The sequence below is a fragment of the Brevundimonas sp. UBA7506 genome (assembly GCF_002479495.1).
Taxonomy (GTDB): domain Bacteria; phylum Pseudomonadota; class Alphaproteobacteria; order Caulobacterales; family Caulobacteraceae; genus Brevundimonas.
Genome location: NZ_DLNQ01000005.1, coordinates 638,300 through 655,066 on the forward strand (window position 1 = coordinate 638,300; position 16,767 = coordinate 655,066).

A 16,767-nucleotide genomic window follows, 5' to 3' on the forward strand; every position below is an offset into this window, starting at 1 on the left:
ATTGTAAGACTCACGTCTGATAGATCTTACCGCAGCAGGCCTTTCCACCAACCGCGACGTTTGCATCTGGATCCCGGCCTTCGCCGGGATGAGCGAAAAGAGGCTCCATGACCCCCTCCGTCCTCTTCGTCTGCCTTGGCAACATCTGTCGCTCGCCGCTGGCGGAGGCCGCCTTCCGCGAAGAGGCCCGCCGCCTGAAGCTGGACATCATCATCGATTCCGCCGGCACCGGCAGCTGGCACGTCGGCGATCCGCCCGATCCGCGCGCCCAGGCCGTGGCGCAAAAGAACGGCGTCGACATCTCAAGCCTGCGCGGTCGCCAGGTGAAGCCTGCCGACTTCAGCCGCTTCACCCACATCGTCGCCCTGGACGAGGACAACCTCGCCAACCTGCGCCGCCTCGCCCCTGCCGACGCCACGGCGGACCTCAGCCTGCTGCTGGATCACGTCGAGGGCCGCGAGGGGCAGCCGGTGGCCGATCCCTATTTCGGCGATGACGAAGGTTTCGACGTCACCTGGGCGGACGTGACGGCCGGGGCGCGCGGCCTGGCCGCCGCGCTTCGGCGCCTCAGAGACTGAGCGCCTCGACCACCCCGCTGGCCTTGCCGCCGGACGCCACCTCGCCGCCGCCGATGGCGTAAACCGTCCCGTTCACGCCAGCCGCCGCCAGACCGTGGCGCGGCGTGCGCATCGCCGGCCCCGCCGACCAGGCGTCGCGCGTCGGGTCATAGAGCCAGGTCTCAGCGAAGACGCCGCCCCCGCGCCCCTCGAACCATTCGCCGCCAAAGGCGACCAGCCTGCCGCCGGCCTCGGCCATGGCCAGACCGCCGCCGACCTGCTTCCCGGTCGCGGGCGAAACCGGGATCGGGGCCAGCGTGTCCCAGCGGTCCTCGGCCGGATCATAGCGGTCCAGTCGCCCCGTCCCGCCTCCCTCGACCGTGCGGCCGCCCGCGACATAGAGCTTGCCGTCCAGCACCGCGCCCGCCGCGCTGTTGCGGGCCATGGGAGCCGGACGCGCCGTCTCCCAGCGGTTGGCGGCGGCGTCGAACACCAGATGGGTCGCCACGTCGCCCTGATCGTTCCACTGACCGTTCGCTTTATCCTTAGGCGAACGACCGGTGACCAGATGCACCCGGTCGCCCAGCGCCGCGCCGACCGTCTCGCACAACCGTTCCGGCATCTGCCCGACCTGCGCCCACACGCCCCGGTCGATGGCCCAGACATCCGTCATGGCGGTCCATTCGCCGCCGTCGCGGCGGTCATAGCCGCCGAAGGCCCAAACCCGACCGGCCGCCGAGGCCAGCATCGGATGATGGCGCGGCTGCGGCAGGCGCGGCCCCTCGCGCCAGGCGTCCGTCGCCACGTCGTAGATCGCTGTCCGGTCGTTGATATGCAGCCCGCCCGTTGCGGCGCGCACCAGTCCGCCCGCCACGGTGACGTTTCCGTCGTGTGCCGCGCAATAGATCTCCTGCGTCGGCCAGGGCATCGCGGATCGGGACGTCCACCCTGTCCCGGCGTGGCCGACGGAGGGCGCGACCGCCACAGCGGCGGTCGTGGCGAGGAAGGCGCGGCGATCAAGCTGTGTCATGGCCGGAGCCTAGCCGCCGACCGCCGTTTCGACTAGAAGGCGCTCATTCCCCCCAATGGGATCGAACCATGTTTGAGATTGTCGCCACGGCATAGGTCCGGACGCTGCTCGTCCGAGGCCTTTTGAGCCCGCCCCGCCGCACCGGCGAAGGCGCGTGTTTTCTCATGCCTTGGAAATCTCAATCCCATGAACATCTCCCGTGCGGAACAACGCACGCTCCACGCCCTCGCTCAGGGCGGTCGCATCCTGCTGGAACGCGACGATCAGGGCCGCCTCATTGCCGCCCGCTGCTTCACCCGCGAAGGCTGGGTGCTGGATGGCTGCAATCTCGAGCAATGGCGCGCCCTGAAACGCAAGGGCGTCATCAAGTCGCGCAACGGCGGCCCCTATGTCGTCAATCGCGACGGGCTGAGCCGTCTGCGCAGTCAGCTGGACAACCGGACCTCAGGACGCGGCTTCTAGAACCCTGAGGAAGAGGACGCGCGCGGCGCCATAGTCGCGCGCGTCCAGACGCTCATATCCCGGCGTGTCGATGTCCGGTTCGTCCGAGCCACGCTCGAACACCACGATGGCGCCCGGCTTCAGCCACTGGCCTTCGCGCAGCCGCTCCAGCGTCTGTTCGCCCAGTCCTCTGGCGTAGGGCGGGTCAAGGAAGGCGATGTCGAAGGCCTCACCGACCGAGCCGGGACGCTCGCCCAGGTCCGTAGCGCTGCGGCGATGCACGCGACCGCGCCCGAACAGGCCATAGTCGTCCATGTTCTCACGGATCACGCCGCGCGCGCCGTCGTCGATCTCGACGAACAGGGCGAAGGCCGCGCCGCGCGACAGGGCCTCAAACCCCAGAGCGCCCGACCCGGCGTAGATGTCCATGACCCGCGCCTCATGCAGGCTCTCGCCCCATGCCGCATGTTCCAGCACGTTAAAGATGGCCTGACGCGCCCGATCCGATGTCGGGCGGGTGTTCTGGCCCTCGGGCGCGAGGATGGCGCGCCCCTTCAGGCTGCCGGCGACGATCCGCATGTTCAGTCTTCTCCCGGCGCGTACAGGGCCTCGACCTCGGCGCCGGCCAGGCGCGGGCGGTCGCCGGCGAAGTCATAGTTGGCGGGCTTGGAGTCGATGTAGATCTCGTCCTCGAAGGCGAAGATCGAAGGATCGTCGAAGGCCTGGACCGAGACCATGGTCATGCCCCCCGCCTTCAAACGCCAGAACAGGCCCGAGCCGCAGGCCGGGCAGAACTGACGCTCCGCCCATTCCGACGAGTCATAGGTGGCGACGGGACCGGCGACCTCGACGCTGTCGCCGCAGTTGACGCTTAGCGAAACCCCGCCCGAAATCCGGCGACAGCTCTCGCAATGGCAGGCGTGCATCCCGCCCTGCGGCGCTGCGGTGAAGGTCACCGCCCCGCACAGGCAACGGCCCGCCAGAAGCGCGCCGTCCTTGACCTCGACCATGGTCAGCCCTCCGTCCAGCCCTTAGCCTCGGTCGCGCGACCCGCCGCGACCGCCCGAAGGCTTGCCGCCGAAGGGTTTGCCGCCGCCGGGGCGCAAACCGCCGCCCGGCTTGCCGCCGAAGCCGCCCGGCTTGCCGCCCGAACGCGGTTTGAAATCGCGCTGCGGACGGTCGCCGTCCGAGCGCGGCGCGCCGTCGCGGGGCTTGAAGTCCCGCTTGGGCCGGTCGCTGAAGCCGCCTTCGCGCGACTTGAAACCGCCCTTGGCGCCGTCGCGCGGCGCGCGGCGATCATCGATGAGTTGCGGCTCCGACCGGTTGAAAGGCCTGCGCGGACGCTCGGACCATTCGCCGCCCTGGGCGGCTTCGGGCCGTGCGCGCGGCTTGAAGGTCTTGGAATGCTCGAACTTCGGCGTGGCCTTGGCCCAGCCCTCCTTCTTGGCGGGCCGTTCGCGACGATCAACGGCGTCAGCCTGGGCCTCAGTCGCCGCGCGAACGCGGCTGGGCTTGCGCGACGGATCCGACATGGCCGACCCCGACTTGCCCGTCACGATCGGCGACGAGGTGCGGCGGCCGGGGATGGGCGCCGGGGTCGAAACCGTATTGCCCGTCGGCAGGTTCTCGGGCCGGATATGATCGGCCAGCATCTCGCGGATAACGCGCGGGCCGACTTCCTCGACCGCCCCGACCGGCAGGGTGCCGAGCTGGAACGGACCATAGGCCAGACGGATCAGGCGGTTCACGGTCAGGCCCACCGACTCCAGAACCTTGCGGACCTCGCGGTTCTTGCCTTCGGTGATCGAGACGCTGATCCACAGGTTCGCCGACGACTTCTCGCCCTCGCCCTTCTCCTTGGCCTTGTCGATGGTCGCTTCCATCGGACCGTAGTGGACGCCGTCGATGGTGCAGCCGGTCTTCAGCTTGTCCAATTGCTCCTGGGTGATGCGGCCACGGGCGCGCGCCCGATAATGACGCACCAGGGCCGTGTCCGGCATTTCCAGCGCCCGGCTCAGCTCGCCGTCGTTGGTCAGCAGCAGCAAACCTTCGGTGTTCAAGTCGAGACGCCCGACCGAGATCACGCGCGGCAGACCGCTGGGCAGGGCGTCGAACACGGTCGGGCGGCCCGCCGGGTCATTGTGGCTGGTGATCAGGCCGGCCGGCTTGTGATAGCGCCAGACACGCGTCGCCTGGGCCGAGCCCATCGGCTTGCCGTTGACGGTGATCACGTCGTCGCGCGTCACCAGGGTCGCCGGCGTGTCCAGGATGCGGCCGTTGACCGCAACCTTGCCCAGACCGATCAGACGCTCGACCTCCCGGCGCGAGGCGATGCCGGCGCGGGCCATGGCCTTGGCGATTCGCTCGCTGCGCAGCGGCGCGGCCGGTTCTTTCGCGGTTTTCGGGCCGCCCTTGCCGGCGCCCTTTGCAAAAGGCTTGTCGCCGCGATCGTCCTTGCGGTCGCCGCGCGGCGGGCCTTTCCGGTCTCCGAAGCCGCCCTTGTCCGGGCGCGCGTCGGCGAATTTACGGGGGCCGCGCGGGCCGTCATCTTGACGGGAGCGGGGCTTCTTGTCGTTGTCTTTGGGATGGCGATCCATGATGAGCGGTTCATGAGCATGGCGCTCGACTTGGCGCAAGCGGCGGCGCAAGCGGGCGAAGTGCCCGTCGGCGCGATAATTGTCGACGAAATCACCGGCGAAGTGCTTGGCCGTGGGCAAAACGGCCCCATAACCGCCCATGATCCGACGGCTCATGCCGAAATCGTCGCCCTGCGAGATGCGGCGGCGAAGTTGCAGAATTATCGCCTTACGGACCTCACCCTCTATGTCACGCTGGAACCCTGCGCCATGTGCGCCGGCGCCATCAGCCACGCCCGCATCGGTCGCGTCGTCTGGGGCGCGGACGATCCCAAGGGCGGCGCGGTGATCCACGGCGGGCGCTTCTTCGACCAGCCGACCTGTCACTGGCGACCGACGACCGAGGGCGGGGTTCTGGCCGAACCCGCCGCAGACGCCCTGCGCGCCTTCTTCCGGGCGCGACGCGGAACACGCGCCGCAGCGGGGCGTTGACGCGATAAGCTTGACCTTGGAGGCCTCAGCTTGTCGCACCCTCTCCTTCGCGCCGCTCCGGCCTTCATCCTGACCACCCTGGTCGCTGCCTGCGGGCCCGAGCCTCGCGAAGCCCCCACCGACGGCGACGCCGTGCGCGAACGCGCCGTCGAGGCCCAGACTGCCCGCAAACGCACCGGGGCCGAGCTTCAGGACCGCGCTCTGAACCGCGTCATCCGCACCGTCTATCTGTGCAACAACAGCGAGCGCCTGTCGGTGGATTTCGACAACCCGCGCCGGATGGCGACGGTGCGCAACTCGTCGGGCGAAGCCGTCGATCTGTTCCAGGAACGCGCCGCCGACGGCATCTGGTATCGCGCCAGCGGTTACGAGCTGCGCGGCAAAGGCGTTCAGGCGACCTGGACCGCCGATGGGCGCGAACCGACCGAATGCCGGGCCGTGGACTAGGCGAACGCGGCCAGCCGCTCGTCCAGCCGACGCCGCACCTCCGGCCAGTCCTCATCCAGCACCACGAACTGGGCCGTGTCGCGCACGCGTCCGGTCCAGGTGATCTTGTGCTTCTTCAGCACGCCTTCGTCGCGCGCGCCCAGCTTGCGGATGGCGGCGGCGCTGGCCGTGTTCAGGGCGTCCGTGATGATCTCGACCCGCACCGCCCCCGCGTCGAAGGCATGGCCCAGCAACAGGCGCTTGCACGCCGGATTGACCGCCCCGCCGCGCGCCTCCGGGCGATAGAAGGTCGAACCGACCTCGCAGCGCCGATGCTCAGGCTTGATCTCATAGAGGCTGGTCGTGCCGACCACCGCCCCGTCGTTGATCCGCCGCACGGCGAAGGCGATGCGCGAACCGCTCGCCATGGCTTTCAGCGCCGCCGCCCACCAACCGTCGAAATGCTCGCCATAGGCCGCGCTGACCATGCCGTTCCAGGCCTCGGGATCGCAGTCCAGCGCCGCCCTCACCTCGCCCTCCAGCCCCTTCGTGAACGGCTCCAGCCGGACGAAGCGGTCTTCGAGGACGACAGGGCTCAGCTTCACGCCGCAGCGCCTTCCTCGATCAGGAAGGCCCGCACCGCGTCCGCATCCACGTCCTTGTCCGTGAAGGCGTCGCCGATGGCCCGCGCCAGGATCAGCGTCAGCCGCCCGCCCTCGGCCTTCTTGTCCCCGGCCATCCGCCCGATCAGGGCGTCGGCGCTGAAGACCTGATCCACATCGGCCAGCCGCGTCGGCAAGCCTGCCGCCTTGATCCCCGCCTCGGCCTTTTCGGCGTCCGCCGCCGGACACAGGCCCTGGCGGGCCGAGAACCGGAAGGCCATGGCGCAGCCCAGGGCCACCGCCTCGCCATGCGTCAGGGCGTCGCCAAAGCCCAGTTCGGCTTCAAGCGCGTGTCCGAAGGTATGACCCAGGTTCAGCAGGGCGCGCCGCCCCGCCTCCTTCTCGTCCTCGCCGACGATCTGGGCCTTGATCTCGACCGAGCGGATCACCGCCCGTTCCAGCGCATCCGGATTGCCCTCGGCGCCCGCAGCTCCCTCCCCGCCCAGCCAGTCGAAGAAGGCGGCGTCGCAGATCAGCCCGTGCTTCAGCACCTCGGCCCAGCCCGACCGCACCTGTCTCACCGGCAGGGTGGCCAGCGCCTCGATGTCGGCCAGCACCAGTCGCGGCTGGTGAAAGGCGCCGATCAGGTTCTTGCCGCGCGGCGTGTCGATGGCCGTCTTGCCGCCCACCGAGGAATCCACCTGGGCCAGCAGGGTCGTCGGGACCTGCACGAAGTCGATGCCGCGCATGAACAGGGCCGCCGCCAACCCCGCCAGATCGCCCACGACCCCGCCGCCCAGAGCCGCGACCAGGCTCTTGCGGTCCAGCCCCTCGGCCAGCAGCCGGTCCAGCACCGCCTCAAGCTGTTCGAACGACTTGGACGCCTCGCCCGCCGGAACCGTCACAACGCCGGTCGCCAGCCCCACAGCCTCCAGCGAGGCGCGCACCGTCTCGCCGTGAATGGCGGCCACAGTCTCGTCGCTGACGATGAAGGCCCGCGTCGGCTTCAGGGCGGCGATGCGCGCGCCCGCCTCTTTCAGCAGACCGCGCCCGACCACGACCTCATAGGCGGCGAAGCCCTCGCCCCCGACCGGGATCGTCGTCGTCATTTCTGCCTCTCCTCGCGGGCGTGGCGCCGCAGTTCTCGAATGATGGCCTCGACCGCCTGGCCGTGCGAGCCGCCGCCGACGTCCACTGTCAGGTCGGCTTCGGCATAGATGGGGTAGCGGGCCTCCGCCAACTGGCTCAGGGCTTCCAGCGGATCGCGACCGCGCAGCAGGGGGCGGGTGTCGCGCCGCTGCACCCGCTCGGCGATCACCTTCAGGTCGGCGCGCATCCAGACGCTGACCGATTGCTTCTTCATCAGGGCTCGCGTCTCGGGGTTCATCATCGCCCCGCCGCCGGTCGCCAGGACGATCGGCGGGCCCTCCAGCAGACGGCGCATGATTCGCGCCTCGCCCGCCCGGAACTCGGCCTCGCCCCGGCTGGCGAAGATTTCGCTGACGCTCATGCCGGCGGCGGCCTCAATCTCGTGGTCGCCGTCGTGAAAGGGCAGACCCAGCCGCTGCGCCAGTCTGCGTCCCACCGTCGATTTGCCCACGCCCATCAGCCCCACCAGGGTTATGGTGCGGTCGGGCGTCAAGGACGGCGACAGAGGCGAGGAATCGGGCGAGGCGTCGGCAGGCATGGTTCCACCATTCTCTACACGACCCGGCCGTTCGCTCCACACCTGTGTTGAGCACGCCGCATGACGCCCCAGGTCGAGGCCTTTCTGGAAATGATGGCGGTCGAGCGCGACGCCTCGCCCCACACCCTGTCCGCCTATGGCCGCGACATGGCCGACGCCGAGGTCTGGCTGTCCGACGCGGGCGGCCTGATGGGCGCATCTCAGGAAGCGGTCGAAGCCTGGTTCGCCGACCTGTCGCGGCGCGGCCTGTCGGCGGCCACGGCGGCGCGCAGACGCTCCTCCGTGCGTCAGTTCTACCGCTTTGCCCTGGGCGAGGGCTGGCGAAGCGATGACCCGTCGCGCCGCATCGACGCCCCCAAACAGGGCCGCAGCCTGCCCAAGACCCTCAGCCGCGATGAGATCGAGGCGCTTCTCGCCGCCGCCGGCGCCGCCGACAGCGCGGCGGGCCTGCGCCTCGTGGCATTGGTCGAGATGGCCTATGCTTCAGGGCTGCGCGTGTCCGAACTGCTGGCGCTCAAGGTCGAGGCCGTGCGCCGCGACCCCGCCTATCTGATCGTGCGCGGCAAGGGCGGCAAGGAACGGCTGGCTCCCCTCAACGCGGCCGCGCGCGAGGCGATCAAGGCCTGGCTCGACGCCCGCGACGCCGCGCGCAAGCCGAACACGCCCGACAGCGCCTGGCTGTTTCCCTCGCACGGCAAGACCGGCCACCTGACGCCGCGTCGCTTTGCCCAGTTGCTGGATCAGGCGGCGCTGGCGGCCAATATCGACCCTGCCCGCGTCAGCCCCCACGTCCTGCGCCACGCCTTCGCCACCCACCTGCTGGAAGGCGGCGCCGACCTGCGCGTGGTCCAGACCCTGCTGGGTCACGCCGACATCTCGACCACCCAGATCTACACCCACGTCGCCACCGACCGACTGGCCCAGGTCGTCCATTCCAAGCACCCCTTGGCGAAGGACGACTGAACCCGGCTTGCCCCACGGCGTTCCCCGCACTAGTTTCCGCCGCTTTCCGTAGCGCCAACCGCGCTTCTCCTCACGGACGCCTTATGGCCACGCACTATCTCGAATTCGAAAAGCCCATCGCCGAGCTGGAAGCCAAGATCGCGGAGCTGTCGCATCTGGCCCCGACCAGCGGCTCGTTCGAGACCGAGATCGCCGCCCTTCGCAAGAAGGCCGACGCCCTGCGGGTGAAGACCTACGCCAATCTCGACCCGTGGATGCGCACCCAGGTCGCGCGCCACCCGCAGCGCCCGCACTTCATCGACTACATCGACGGCCTCTTCACCGATTTCGTGGAGTTGCACGGCGACCGTCAGTTCGGTGACGACCAGGCCATCCTCGGCGGTCTGGCCCGCTTCCGCGGCCAGCCGGTCGTGGTCATGGGCCACGAAAAGGGTCACGACACCCAGACGCGCATCACCCACAACTTCGGCATGGCCCGCCCCGAGGGCTATCGCAAGGCCGTCCGCCTGATGGACATGGCCGAACAGTTCGGCCTGCCGGTCCTGACCTTCGTCGACACCGCCGGCGCCTATCCGGGTCTGGGCGCCGAAGAGCGCGGTCAGGCCGAGGCCATCGCCCGCTCGACCGAGCGCGGGCTGACCCTGGGCGTGCCCTCCATCGCCACGGTGACGGGCGAAGGCGGTTCGGGCGGCGCCATCGCCATCGCCGCCGCCAGCCGCGTGCTGATGCTGGAGCATTCGATCTATTCGGTCATCTCGCCGGAAGGCGCGGCCGGCATCCTGTGGCGCGACGGCTCGCGCGCCAAGGACGCCGCCATGGCCATGAAGATCACCGCCCCCGACCTGATGGCGATGAAGATCGTCGACCGCGTGATTCCCGAGCCCATGGGCGGCGCCCACACCGCTCGCGACCAGGCCATCAAGTCCGTCGGCGACGTGCTGGAAGATGAACTGAAGTCGCTGTCGTCGCTGTCGGCGGAGCAAATCCGCAAGGCCCGCGCCGACCGCTTCTACGCCATCGGCCGTCTGGGCTGATCGCTCATTGCACGGCGGCTTCGCGCCGCCGAAGCTGACGCCATGCGAATCGGTTTCTCGCCCCTCCTGAACCTTGGGGCCTCGTCATGCGCGGCATGAACGGGGTCGGCGAATCCCTGCGCGAGAGCGCGGTGTTCAACTTCACGGGCGCGGTGACCATGGTCATCGACGATTCGCCCTTCGCCCTGGAACTGACGGCCCAGGCCCTGCTCGGTTTCGGCATCAAGGTGCGTCATGCCTGCAGCAGCGCCGCCCAAGCCATCGCCGTCCTGCGCGACCGCCCGGTCGATCTGATCCTGGTCGACTGCGAGATGCCGGGCATGAGCGGCTATGAGTTCGTGCGCTGGCTGCGCCGTTCGGGGTTGGAACCCAACGCCTTCGCCCCCGTCATCATGACCGCCGCCCACGTGCGCCGCTCCAAGGTCAGCGAGGCCCGCGACTGCGGCGCCAACTTCCTGATCACCAAGCCGTTCAGCGCCGGGGTCCTGCTGGAGCGCATCGTCTGGGTCGCCCGCGACGCCCGCCCCTTCCTTGAAGTCGGCGACTATTTCGGGCCTGATCGTCGCTTCCACTCCGTACCTTGGGAGGGGCCCGAGCGCCGTTCCGAGGAAATCCGCAAGGCCGAATTCGAAGCCCAACGCAGAGCGTCGATCGAACTATGACCGTCATCACGCACAATCGCCGTCGTTCGCGCCTCTCGACCCTGATCGACCAGCCGGGCGGGGTCAGCGCCGGCGTCGCCCTGGCCCAGGCCAAGGCCAACCTGGCCGAGATGGCGGACCGCAGCCGCGCGGTGATCGAAGAGCAGGTCTCAGCGCTGGCCGCGCTTCAGCCCGCCGCCACGCTCGAGGAGTCCAACCGCCTTCTTGATCGGGCCTACGACCATTCCAGCGCCGTGATTGACGCCGCCGGTCCTTTCGAGCTCAAGGACCTGTGCGCCGCCGCCGCCAACCTGTGCGACCTGATCGACGCCGCTCCCGAGGACAAGCCCTTCGACTGGCGCATCGTCACCGTCCACGCCCAGGCCCTGCGCCTGTTGCTGACCCTGCCGGCCGAGGCCGCCGAGGCCCGCACCCAGGTGCTGGCCAGCCTCAAGGACGTGCTGAAGGCCAAGGTCCCGGGCGGTCAGTCCGCCGACTGAATCTGGCTCTTCGCGCCGCGCGTCTGCTTGCGCCACAGGCTGGCGTATTCTCCGCCCTGTCGCGCCACCAATTCGTGATGGGCCCCGCGCTCGACGATCCGCCCGGCCTTCAGCACCAGAATCTGCTCGGCGTCGGCCACGGTCGACAGGCGGTGCGCCACCACCAGGGTCGTCCGACCCGCCCGCGCCTTGCGCAGCGTTTTCTGAATCGCAGCCTCCGTGCGGCTGTCCAGGGCGCTGGTCGCCTCGTCCAGGATCAGGATGCAGGGATCGGCCAGCAGGGCGCGGGCGATGCCCACGCGCTGGCGCTCGCCGCCTGACAGCTTCAGTCCTCGCTCGCCCACCCGCGTCTCCATGCCTTCGGGCAGGTTGCGGATGAAATCGGCCAGCTCCGCCGCCTCGGCCGCCGCCCAGATGGCCCCATCGTCGGCGTCAGGTCGGGCGAAGGCGATGTTGGCGCGGATGCTGTCGTTGAACAGGGCCACGTCCTGCGGCACCAGGGCCACCGCCGCGCGCAGCGACGCCTGCGTCACCGATCGCGCATCATGGCCGTCGATCAGCACGCGGCCTTCCTGCGGGTCCAGCAGGCGCAGGGCCAGCTTGACGATCGTCGACTTACCCGCCCCCGACGGCCCCACCAGGGCGGTGGTCGTCCCCGCCGGGACAACGAAGCTGACGTCGTCCAGCCCCGCCGCGCGCGCATCGTGACGGAAGCCGACATGGTCGAAGACGACCTCGGCCCCGCAGCCGCTGGCGGGCCGCAGCAGGGCGGCCGCGTCGGGCGCGTCGGCCACCTGCGGCGCCTGACGCGTCACCTTCAGCATCTCCTCCATGTCGATGAAGGACTGGCGGATTTCCCGATAGGCGAAGCCCAGGATGTTCAGCGGCGCATACAGCGAGATCATGATCAGCACCGCCGCCGTCACGTCGCCCGGCCCCATCCGACCCGCCGCCGCCTCGAACCCGGCCATAACGGCCATGATGCCCAGGCCGACATTCATGATCAGGCCCTGGACCAGGTTCAGCGTCGCCAGCGAGGTGTTGGCCTTCAGCGCCGCATCCACATAGGTCGACAGCGACCGGTCGTAGGCCTCGGCCGCGCGGCCTTCGGCCCCGAACGACTTGACCGTCTCATAGTTCAGCAGGGCGTCGACCGAGAGGCCCGCCGCCTCGCTGTCGGCGGCGTTCATGGCGCGCCGGTGCTCCAGCCGCCAGTTGGCCATGGCAAAGGTCGCGACGGCATAGACGGCCACTACCCCGATCGCCACCGCGCCGAAACGCCAGTCGTACTTGCCGCTCAGCACCGCCGCCGCCAGCACCAGCTCGACCACCGTGGGCCCCAGGTTGAACACCAGGATCCGCAGCAGGAAGTCCACGGCCCGCGAGCCGCGATCCATAGTGCGTGACAGGGCGCCCGACCGCTTGGTCTGATGGAAGTCCAGCGACAGGCTCAGGGCGTGGGCGAAGGTCTCGGCCGCCGTCTTGCGCTGCGCCGCCGCCCGCACCGGCGCGAACACCACGTCCGACAGCTGCGGCGTCGCCGCCGACAGGAAACGTACCAGGGCCCAGCCCACGGCGAAGGCGGCGAAACCCCAGCCCACGGCCGCCGCCGCACTCTGCCCCGCCGCCAGATGATTGACCGCCGCGCCCAGTATTAGCGGCGCCGCCACGCCCAGCGCCTTGCCCGCCAGCGTCAGGCCAATGGCGCCGGTGACGCGCAGATGCAGTTGCGGCGCACCGGAACGACCGACCACGCGCAGCAGATCGCCGAGGGCCTGCAGGGTCGGCGGCGCTTCCTGCTTCACCTCGGCCTGTCCGGCGGCCATCGCCTTGACCGTGGAATCGCCCCGTCGGCCGGATCGTTCACCGCGCATTGCCATGCTCCAGCATATGGGCCGCGCCTTGCCGGAGCGAAAGCGACATTCAGTTCAGGCTCGCGATGGCTTCAAGCAGTTCGTCCACCGCGCCCTCGGTTGTCGCCCAGGAACAGACGAACCGCACCGACCCGTCGTCGAACTGGTAACAGGCCCAACCCAGAGCGTTCAGTCTCTGATGGGCCTCCTCGGGCATCCGCACGAAGACGGCGTTGGACTCGACCGGGTGGGCCAGGACGAAGGCCGAACGCTCCTCGATCCGATCGGCCAGTCGCTGAGCCATCAGATTGGCGTGCGCCGCCCCGGTCTCCCACGCCCCCGATTCCAGAAGCCCCAGGATCGGCGCCGACAGGAACCGCCCCTTGGAGGCCGTCTGCCCGGCCTGCTTCAACCGGTTGTCGATCCGTCGCGTCAGGCTCTTGTTGAAGATGACCAGGGCCTCGGCGCAGTTCGCGCCCGCCTTGGCCCCGCCGAACACCAGGACGTCCACGCCCAGACGCGGAATGTCCTTCAGGTCGAATCCAGCCGCGACGGCGTTGGCCAGCCTCGCCCCGTCCATGTGCACACCCAGCCCGGCCTGTTTCGCCGGCTCGATCAGGTGGCGCAGCTCCTCCTCGGAATAGACCGCGCCGTATTCGGTCGCCTGGGTGACGCTGAGCGCCGCCGCCGGCTGGCGATGGCCGACCACCGGTTCCTCCAGCGCCGCGCGCAGGGCCAGCCCGTCGATCTTGCCCGAGTAGCCCGGCAGGCCGATCAGGCCGACGCCGTGACCGAAGAAGCCGGGCGCCCCCGTCTCGTCCGTGCAGATATGGGCCGCATGATGCGTCAGCACCGCCTCATAGGGCTGGGCCAGCATGGAGACGGCGATGGCGTTGGCCGCCGTGCCGCTGAAGACGAAGCGCACCTCGGCGTCGGCGTCCAGCCGCTGACGGATCTGGTCGGCGGCGCGCGCCGTGACATCGTCCGCGCCATAGGCCCGCGCAAAGCCGCCATTGGCTGAAACCAGAGCGTTAAGGGCGTCCGGCGCCATGCCCGCGGTGTTGTCTGATCCGAAATCGTAACGCACGGAACTCAGTCCTTCTCAGCAGGATCGCGGAACGGAATTTCGACCTGATGCGGGTATGGGATCTCGATCCCGGCGGCGTCCAGCGCCTCCTTGCCCGCCTGCAGCAGGTCCGACTGGGTCTGCCACCAGTCGGCGACCTTGACCCAGGCATGCAGCGTGATCTGCACCGAGCTGTCCAACAGGGCCGTCACACCGGTCCAGGGCGCCGGATCATCCAGAACCGCCGCATGGCCCTCGGCCACCCCGGCCAGAAGCGCACAGGCGTCCTTCAGGTTCTCGCCATAGCCGACGGTGAACTTGATCTCGATGCGCCGCGTCCGCTGCCCCGTCAGATTGATGATGACGTCGCTCAGAACCTTGGAGTTGGGAATGACGATCTTGTGGTTATTGGCGTTCGACAACTGGGTCGTGAACAGGTCCAGCTTCTGCACCGTGCCCGAGGCGCCGCCCACGTCGATCACCTCGCCCACGCGGTAAGGCCGCAGCACAAGCAGCATGACCCCCGCCGCGACGTTCGACAGCGTGCCCTGAAGGGCCAGACCCACCGCCAGAGAGGCCGCGCCCAGAACCGCGATGATGGAGGTCGTCTGCACGCCCAGACGCTGCAGCACGGCGATCAAACCGATGATGATGACCACCACACGCACGACCTGGGCCGCAAAGCTCAGCACCGTCTGGTCGTGCCGGAACGCCCGCATCCGCCCCAGCACCCTCCGCGTCACCCCGGACGTCCAACGGGCGACGAACAGGGTCACGGCGAAGATCAACGCGGCGATCGTCAGGTTGATCGCCAGATCGCCGGCCATGTCGGCCAGCTTGGCCACGATTGCGGCGTCGACCGTCAGCCGCTTTTCGCCGGCGGCTACCGTCTGCGTCAGGGTTTCGTGCAGGAAAGACATGACCTTGGGTCTAGCGCCTGCCCCGGCGAATGGAAGCCCTGCACGTCAGGCTTTGCGCGAAAGATTGCGATGCAAAAAATCTCACGCGCATCCATGGCGGCCCGTGAGACGATGGTTCAGGCGGCGACCGCCGTTCCCTCAACCGCATCGCCGGCCTGACGCAGCGCCGCCCGCCCGCCCGGCACCTGGGCCATCAACCCGGCCAGGCTGCGGAAATCAATTGGCTTGTTCAGATAGGCGTCCGCGCCCGCGGCCAGACCCGCCTCGTGATCCTCGATCCGAGCAGAAGCCGACAGGACGACGATAGGCGTGTCGACATTGACGCCTCGACCTTCGCGAATAAGGCGCGTCGCGCTCAGCCCGTCCATGACCGGCATGTTCACGTCCATGATGATCAGGTCGAAGCGCTGGCTCTTGGCCAGATCCACCGCCAGCTGGCCGTTCTCGGCCGTGCTGGTCCGGTGTCCGGCGGAGCCCATCCAGGCCTCCAGAATCATGCGGTTGACCGGGTGATCCTCGACCACCAGCACGTCCAGATGATCACCGCCGTCGATGTCGGCGTCGATGACCTCGACCGCCTCGGCGCGGCTCCATTCGACCACCTCGCCCTCGATGGACAGGGTGAAGGTCGAGCCCTCGCCAAGACGAGACGACACCGTGATGTCGCCACCCATGATCTGAGCCATCCGCCGGGCGATCGTCAGGCCCAGACCGGTGCCGCCAAATTTACGCGTGGAGGAGTTGTCGACCTGGGTGAAGGGCTGAAACAGCCGTTCCAGGTCCTCGCGCGAAATGCCCGATCCGCTGTCGGCGACCGAGAACTCAAAGCCGACGCGGCGATCCGAGATGCGGCGCCCCCGGATCGTGTAACGAATTTCACCCTGATCTGTGAACTTGACGGCGTTCGACAACAGGTTCTGCACGACCTGGCAGACCCGCAGAGGGTCCCCCCGAACCACCGACGGAATTTCTCCCTCGAAGACCGAGACCAGCGCCAGCCCCTTGGCTTCGGCCTGGGCCTCGAACGGCCCGATGACGCGACGATGCAGGTCGTCCATCTGAACATCGACCACGTCGAAGCTCATCTTGCCGGCCTCGATCTTGGTCATGTCCAGGATGTCGTTCAGCAGGCTCAGCAGATTGTCGCCCGAGTTGCGGATGATCGACAGATACTCGCGCTGCGTGCCTTCCAGCCGAGTTGCGCTCAGCAACTGCGCGGCGCCCAGCACCCCGTTCATGGGGGTGCGCAGTTCGTGCGAAATGACGCCGAGGAAGCTGGACTTGGCTTCGTTCGCGGCGTCCGCCTTGTCTCTCGCCGCTTCCAGTTCCTCGATCAGATGGGCCTGATGCTCCTGGAAGGCGCGAATACGGTCTTCACGCAGCATGGTCATGGTGACCAGAACAAACAGGCTGGCCGCCGTGAACGGGATCAAGGCCAGGAACGGCCAGAACAGAGGGCCTCCAAACAGGCTCATGGCGATGATCGCCGCCGCCCCGCCATAAGGCGAGGAAATCATGATGGCCTGTCGCGGCGAGCTCCGAAGCTGCGCGAAAACCAGGACATAGCCCGACACCAGCAGGGCGATCGCCAGTTCACGCCCGAACGGCGACTGGGAGAACCAGGCCATCAAGGGAGCGACGGCCCACACCGCCGTCGTCGCCGTGGCCACGGCGGGGAAAACCATGCCCCAGCCCGCGCCGACCCTTTGGCTGACGCGCTTCTCCACTTCGCCGCGCAAGGCGCCGGCGGCCAGCGTCGCGGCGAACCAGGTCAGTCCGGGGGCCAGGCCGACGGTGGCGATGACGCCGACCGCCCAGCTTACGATGATCAGATAGCGCAGATAATGGGTCTGCAGGATCGCGGTCAGCGCCTGTGCGGCTTCGCCGGGCGCCTGCCCGTCCAACCCCTTGATCCCGTCAGAACCTACCATTCGCTAGCCCCCGCCTTTGCAAATCAGTACGGAGCGGACGCTAGGGTG

General features: G+C 68.8%; 19 protein-coding genes. 8 read left to right on the forward strand and 11 right to left on the reverse strand.

Features of this window, described 5'->3' with window-relative positions:
• The first annotated feature begins 107 nt into the window (after positions 1 to 107).
• Positions 108 to 578, forward strand: a complete 471-nt coding sequence (locus B3K53_RS04945) for a low molecular weight protein-tyrosine-phosphatase (protein WP_292082990.1) — start codon at positions 108 to 110, stop codon at positions 576 to 578.
• Here B3K53_RS04945 and B3K53_RS04950 read toward each other — a convergent pair.
• The gene (locus B3K53_RS04950) at positions 568 to 1,587 is read right to left on the reverse strand and encodes a Kelch repeat-containing protein (protein WP_292082992.1); all 1,020 of its coding nucleotides are present in this window, start codon (positions 1,585 to 1,587) and stop codon (positions 568 to 570) included. The two genes, B3K53_RS04945 and B3K53_RS04950, sit on opposite strands and share 11 nt — an antisense overlap.
• Positions 1,588 to 1,773: 186 nt before the next feature.
• Between B3K53_RS04950 and B3K53_RS04955 the strand changes: the two genes are divergently transcribed.
• The gene (locus B3K53_RS04955) at positions 1,774 to 2,049 is read left to right on the forward strand and encodes a YjhX family toxin (RefSeq protein WP_292082993.1); all 276 of its coding nucleotides are present in this window, start codon (positions 1,774 to 1,776) and stop codon (positions 2,047 to 2,049) included.
• On the opposite strand, the gene rsmD is transcribed toward B3K53_RS04955, so the two are convergent.
• Genes rsmD through B3K53_RS04970 form a run of 3 tightly spaced genes read right to left on the reverse strand, consistent with a single transcriptional unit; the run spans position 2,032 to position 4,625 of the window.
• Positions 2,032 to 2,607 (reverse strand): 16S rRNA (guanine(966)-N(2))-methyltransferase RsmD, encoded by a 576-nt coding sequence (rsmD, locus tag B3K53_RS04960; RefSeq protein WP_292082994.1) that lies wholly within the window; start codon positions 2,605 to 2,607, stop codon positions 2,032 to 2,034. The genes B3K53_RS04955 and rsmD overlap by 18 nt on opposite strands.
• 2 nt (positions 2,608 to 2,609) lie before the next feature.
• On the reverse strand, positions 2,610 to 3,038 hold the full coding sequence (locus tag B3K53_RS04965) for a GFA family protein (protein WP_292082995.1): 429 nt from the start codon (positions 3,036 to 3,038) through the stop codon (positions 2,610 to 2,612).
• A gap of 21 nt (positions 3,039 to 3,059) precedes the next feature.
• Entirely contained in the window at positions 3,060 to 4,625 is a 1,566-nt protein-coding gene (locus B3K53_RS04970; protein WP_292082997.1) for a pseudouridine synthase, read from the reverse strand.
• On the opposite strand from B3K53_RS04970, the gene tadA reads away from it, so the two are divergent.
• Positions 4,614 to 5,096 (forward strand): tRNA adenosine(34) deaminase TadA, encoded by a 483-nt coding sequence (gene tadA / locus B3K53_RS04975; RefSeq protein WP_292082998.1) that lies wholly within the window; start codon positions 4,614 to 4,616, stop codon positions 5,094 to 5,096. The two genes, B3K53_RS04970 and tadA, sit on opposite strands and share 12 nt — an antisense overlap.
• A 30-nt stretch (positions 5,097 to 5,126) precedes the next feature.
• Positions 5,127 to 5,543: an MliC family protein gene (locus tag B3K53_RS04980; protein WP_292082999.1), complete on the forward strand. Its 417-nt coding sequence runs from the start codon at positions 5,127 to 5,129 to the stop codon at positions 5,541 to 5,543.
• Here the strand turns inward: B3K53_RS04980 and B3K53_RS04985 are convergent.
• From B3K53_RS04985 to B3K53_RS04995, 3 genes are read right to left on the reverse strand one after another with little or no spacing between them, the layout of a single operon-like run.
• Entirely contained in the window at positions 5,540 to 6,127 is a 588-nt protein-coding gene (locus tag B3K53_RS04985) for a GNAT family N-acetyltransferase (RefSeq protein ID WP_292083000.1), read from the reverse strand. The two genes, B3K53_RS04980 and B3K53_RS04985, sit on opposite strands and share 4 nt — an antisense overlap.
• The gene (gene aroB, locus B3K53_RS04990) at positions 6,124 to 7,233 is read right to left on the reverse strand and encodes a 3-dehydroquinate synthase (protein ID WP_292083002.1); all 1,110 of its coding nucleotides are present in this window, start codon (positions 7,231 to 7,233) and stop codon (positions 6,124 to 6,126) included. Before aroB ends, B3K53_RS04985 begins: the two co-directional genes overlap by 4 nt.
• The gene (locus tag B3K53_RS04995; protein WP_292083003.1) at positions 7,230 to 7,811 is read right to left on the reverse strand and encodes a shikimate kinase; all 582 of its coding nucleotides are present in this window, start codon (positions 7,809 to 7,811) and stop codon (positions 7,230 to 7,232) included. The genes aroB and B3K53_RS04995 overlap by 4 nt, the downstream gene beginning before the upstream one ends.
• Before the next feature lie 60 nt (positions 7,812 to 7,871).
• Here B3K53_RS04995 and B3K53_RS05000 point away from each other — a divergent pair, with 60 nt between their 5' ends.
• The 4 genes from B3K53_RS05000 to B3K53_RS05015 all read left to right on the forward strand — a co-directional run bounded on the left by B3K53_RS05000 (position 7,872) and on the right by B3K53_RS05015 (position 10,949).
• The gene (locus B3K53_RS05000) at positions 7,872 to 8,774 is read left to right on the forward strand and encodes a site-specific tyrosine recombinase XerD (protein ID WP_292083005.1); all 903 of its coding nucleotides are present in this window, start codon (positions 7,872 to 7,874) and stop codon (positions 8,772 to 8,774) included.
• 83 nt (positions 8,775 to 8,857) lie between these two features.
• Positions 8,858 to 9,808 carry an acetyl-CoA carboxylase carboxyltransferase subunit alpha gene (locus B3K53_RS05005; RefSeq protein ID WP_292083006.1) on the forward strand — a complete coding sequence of 317 codons (951 nt, stop codon included), beginning with the start codon at positions 8,858 to 8,860 and terminating at the stop codon, positions 9,806 to 9,808.
• A gap of 86 nt (positions 9,809 to 9,894) precedes the next feature.
• A complete protein-coding gene (locus B3K53_RS05010) occupies positions 9,895 to 10,470 on the forward strand; it encodes a response regulator (protein WP_292083007.1) in 576 nt (191 codons plus the stop codon).
• On the forward strand, positions 10,467 to 10,949 hold the full coding sequence (locus tag B3K53_RS05015) for a chemotaxis protein CheE (RefSeq protein ID WP_292083008.1): 483 nt from the start codon (positions 10,467 to 10,469) through the stop codon (positions 10,947 to 10,949). The genes B3K53_RS05010 and B3K53_RS05015 overlap by 4 nt, the downstream gene beginning before the upstream one ends.
• Here B3K53_RS05015 and B3K53_RS05020 read toward each other — a convergent pair.
• From B3K53_RS05020 to B3K53_RS05035, 4 genes are all read right to left on the reverse strand, one after another.
• Positions 10,934 to 12,823: an ABCB family ABC transporter ATP-binding protein/permease gene (locus B3K53_RS05020; protein ID WP_409515768.1), complete on the reverse strand. Its 1,890-nt coding sequence runs from the start codon at positions 12,821 to 12,823 to the stop codon at positions 10,934 to 10,936. The two genes, B3K53_RS05015 and B3K53_RS05020, sit on opposite strands and share 16 nt — an antisense overlap.
• 49 nt (positions 12,824 to 12,872) lie before the next feature.
• Positions 12,873 to 13,889 (reverse strand): threonine aldolase family protein, encoded by a 1,017-nt coding sequence (locus tag B3K53_RS05025; protein WP_292083009.1) that lies wholly within the window; start codon positions 13,887 to 13,889, stop codon positions 12,873 to 12,875.
• A gap of 5 nt (positions 13,890 to 13,894) precedes the next feature.
• On the reverse strand, positions 13,895 to 14,788 hold the full coding sequence (locus B3K53_RS05030; RefSeq protein WP_292083010.1) for a mechanosensitive ion channel family protein: 894 nt from the start codon (positions 14,786 to 14,788) through the stop codon (positions 13,895 to 13,897).
• Positions 14,789 to 14,904: 116 nt separating this feature from the next.
• Positions 14,905 to 16,719: an ATP-binding protein gene (locus tag B3K53_RS05035; RefSeq protein ID WP_292083011.1), complete on the reverse strand. Its 1,815-nt coding sequence runs from the start codon at positions 16,717 to 16,719 to the stop codon at positions 14,905 to 14,907.
• Positions 16,720 to 16,767: the final 48 nt, after the last annotated feature.

Coding starts and splice junctions, on each gene's coding strand:
- B3K53_RS04945 (WP_292082990.1), top strand. CDS start 108: ATGACCCCCTCCGTCCTCTTCGTCTGCCTTGGCAACATCTGTCGCTCG.
- B3K53_RS04950 (WP_292082992.1), bottom strand. CDS start 1,587: ATGACACAGCTTGATCGCCGCGCCTTCCTCGCCACGACCGCCGCTGTG.
- B3K53_RS04955 (WP_292082993.1), top strand. CDS start 1,774: ATGAACATCTCCCGTGCGGAACAACGCACGCTCCACGCCCTCGCTCAG.
- rsmD (WP_292082994.1), bottom strand. CDS start 2,607: ATGCGGATCGTCGCCGGCAGCCTGAAGGGGCGCGCCATCCTCGCGCCC.
- B3K53_RS04965 (WP_292082995.1), bottom strand. CDS start 3,038: ATGGTCGAGGTCAAGGACGGCGCGCTTCTGGCGGGCCGTTGCCTGTGC.
- tadA (WP_292082998.1), top strand. CDS start 4,614: ATGGCGATCCATGATGAGCGGTTCATGAGCATGGCGCTCGACTTGGCG.
- B3K53_RS04970 (WP_292082997.1), bottom strand. CDS start 4,625: ATGGATCGCCATCCCAAAGACAACGACAAGAAGCCCCGCTCCCGTCAA.
- aroB (WP_292083002.1), bottom strand. CDS start 7,233: ATGACGACGACGATCCCGGTCGGGGGCGAGGGCTTCGCCGCCTATGAG.
- B3K53_RS04995 (WP_292083003.1), bottom strand. CDS start 7,811: ATGCCTGCCGACGCCTCGCCCGATTCCTCGCCTCTGTCGCCGTCCTTG.
- B3K53_RS05000 (WP_292083005.1), top strand. CDS start 7,872: ATGACGCCCCAGGTCGAGGCCTTTCTGGAAATGATGGCGGTCGAGCGC.
- B3K53_RS05005 (WP_292083006.1), top strand. CDS start 8,858: ATGGCCACGCACTATCTCGAATTCGAAAAGCCCATCGCCGAGCTGGAA.
- B3K53_RS05010 (WP_292083007.1), top strand. CDS start 9,895: ATGCGCGGCATGAACGGGGTCGGCGAATCCCTGCGCGAGAGCGCGGTG.
- B3K53_RS05015 (WP_292083008.1), top strand. CDS start 10,467: ATGACCGTCATCACGCACAATCGCCGTCGTTCGCGCCTCTCGACCCTG.
- B3K53_RS05020 (WP_409515768.1), bottom strand. CDS start 12,823: ATGCGCGGTGAACGATCCGGCCGACGGGGCGATTCCACGGTCAAGGCG.
- B3K53_RS05030 (WP_292083010.1), bottom strand. CDS start 14,788: ATGTCTTTCCTGCACGAAACCCTGACGCAGACGGTAGCCGCCGGCGAA.
- B3K53_RS05035 (WP_292083011.1), bottom strand. CDS start 16,719: ATGGTAGGTTCTGACGGGATCAAGGGGTTGGACGGGCAGGCGCCCGGC.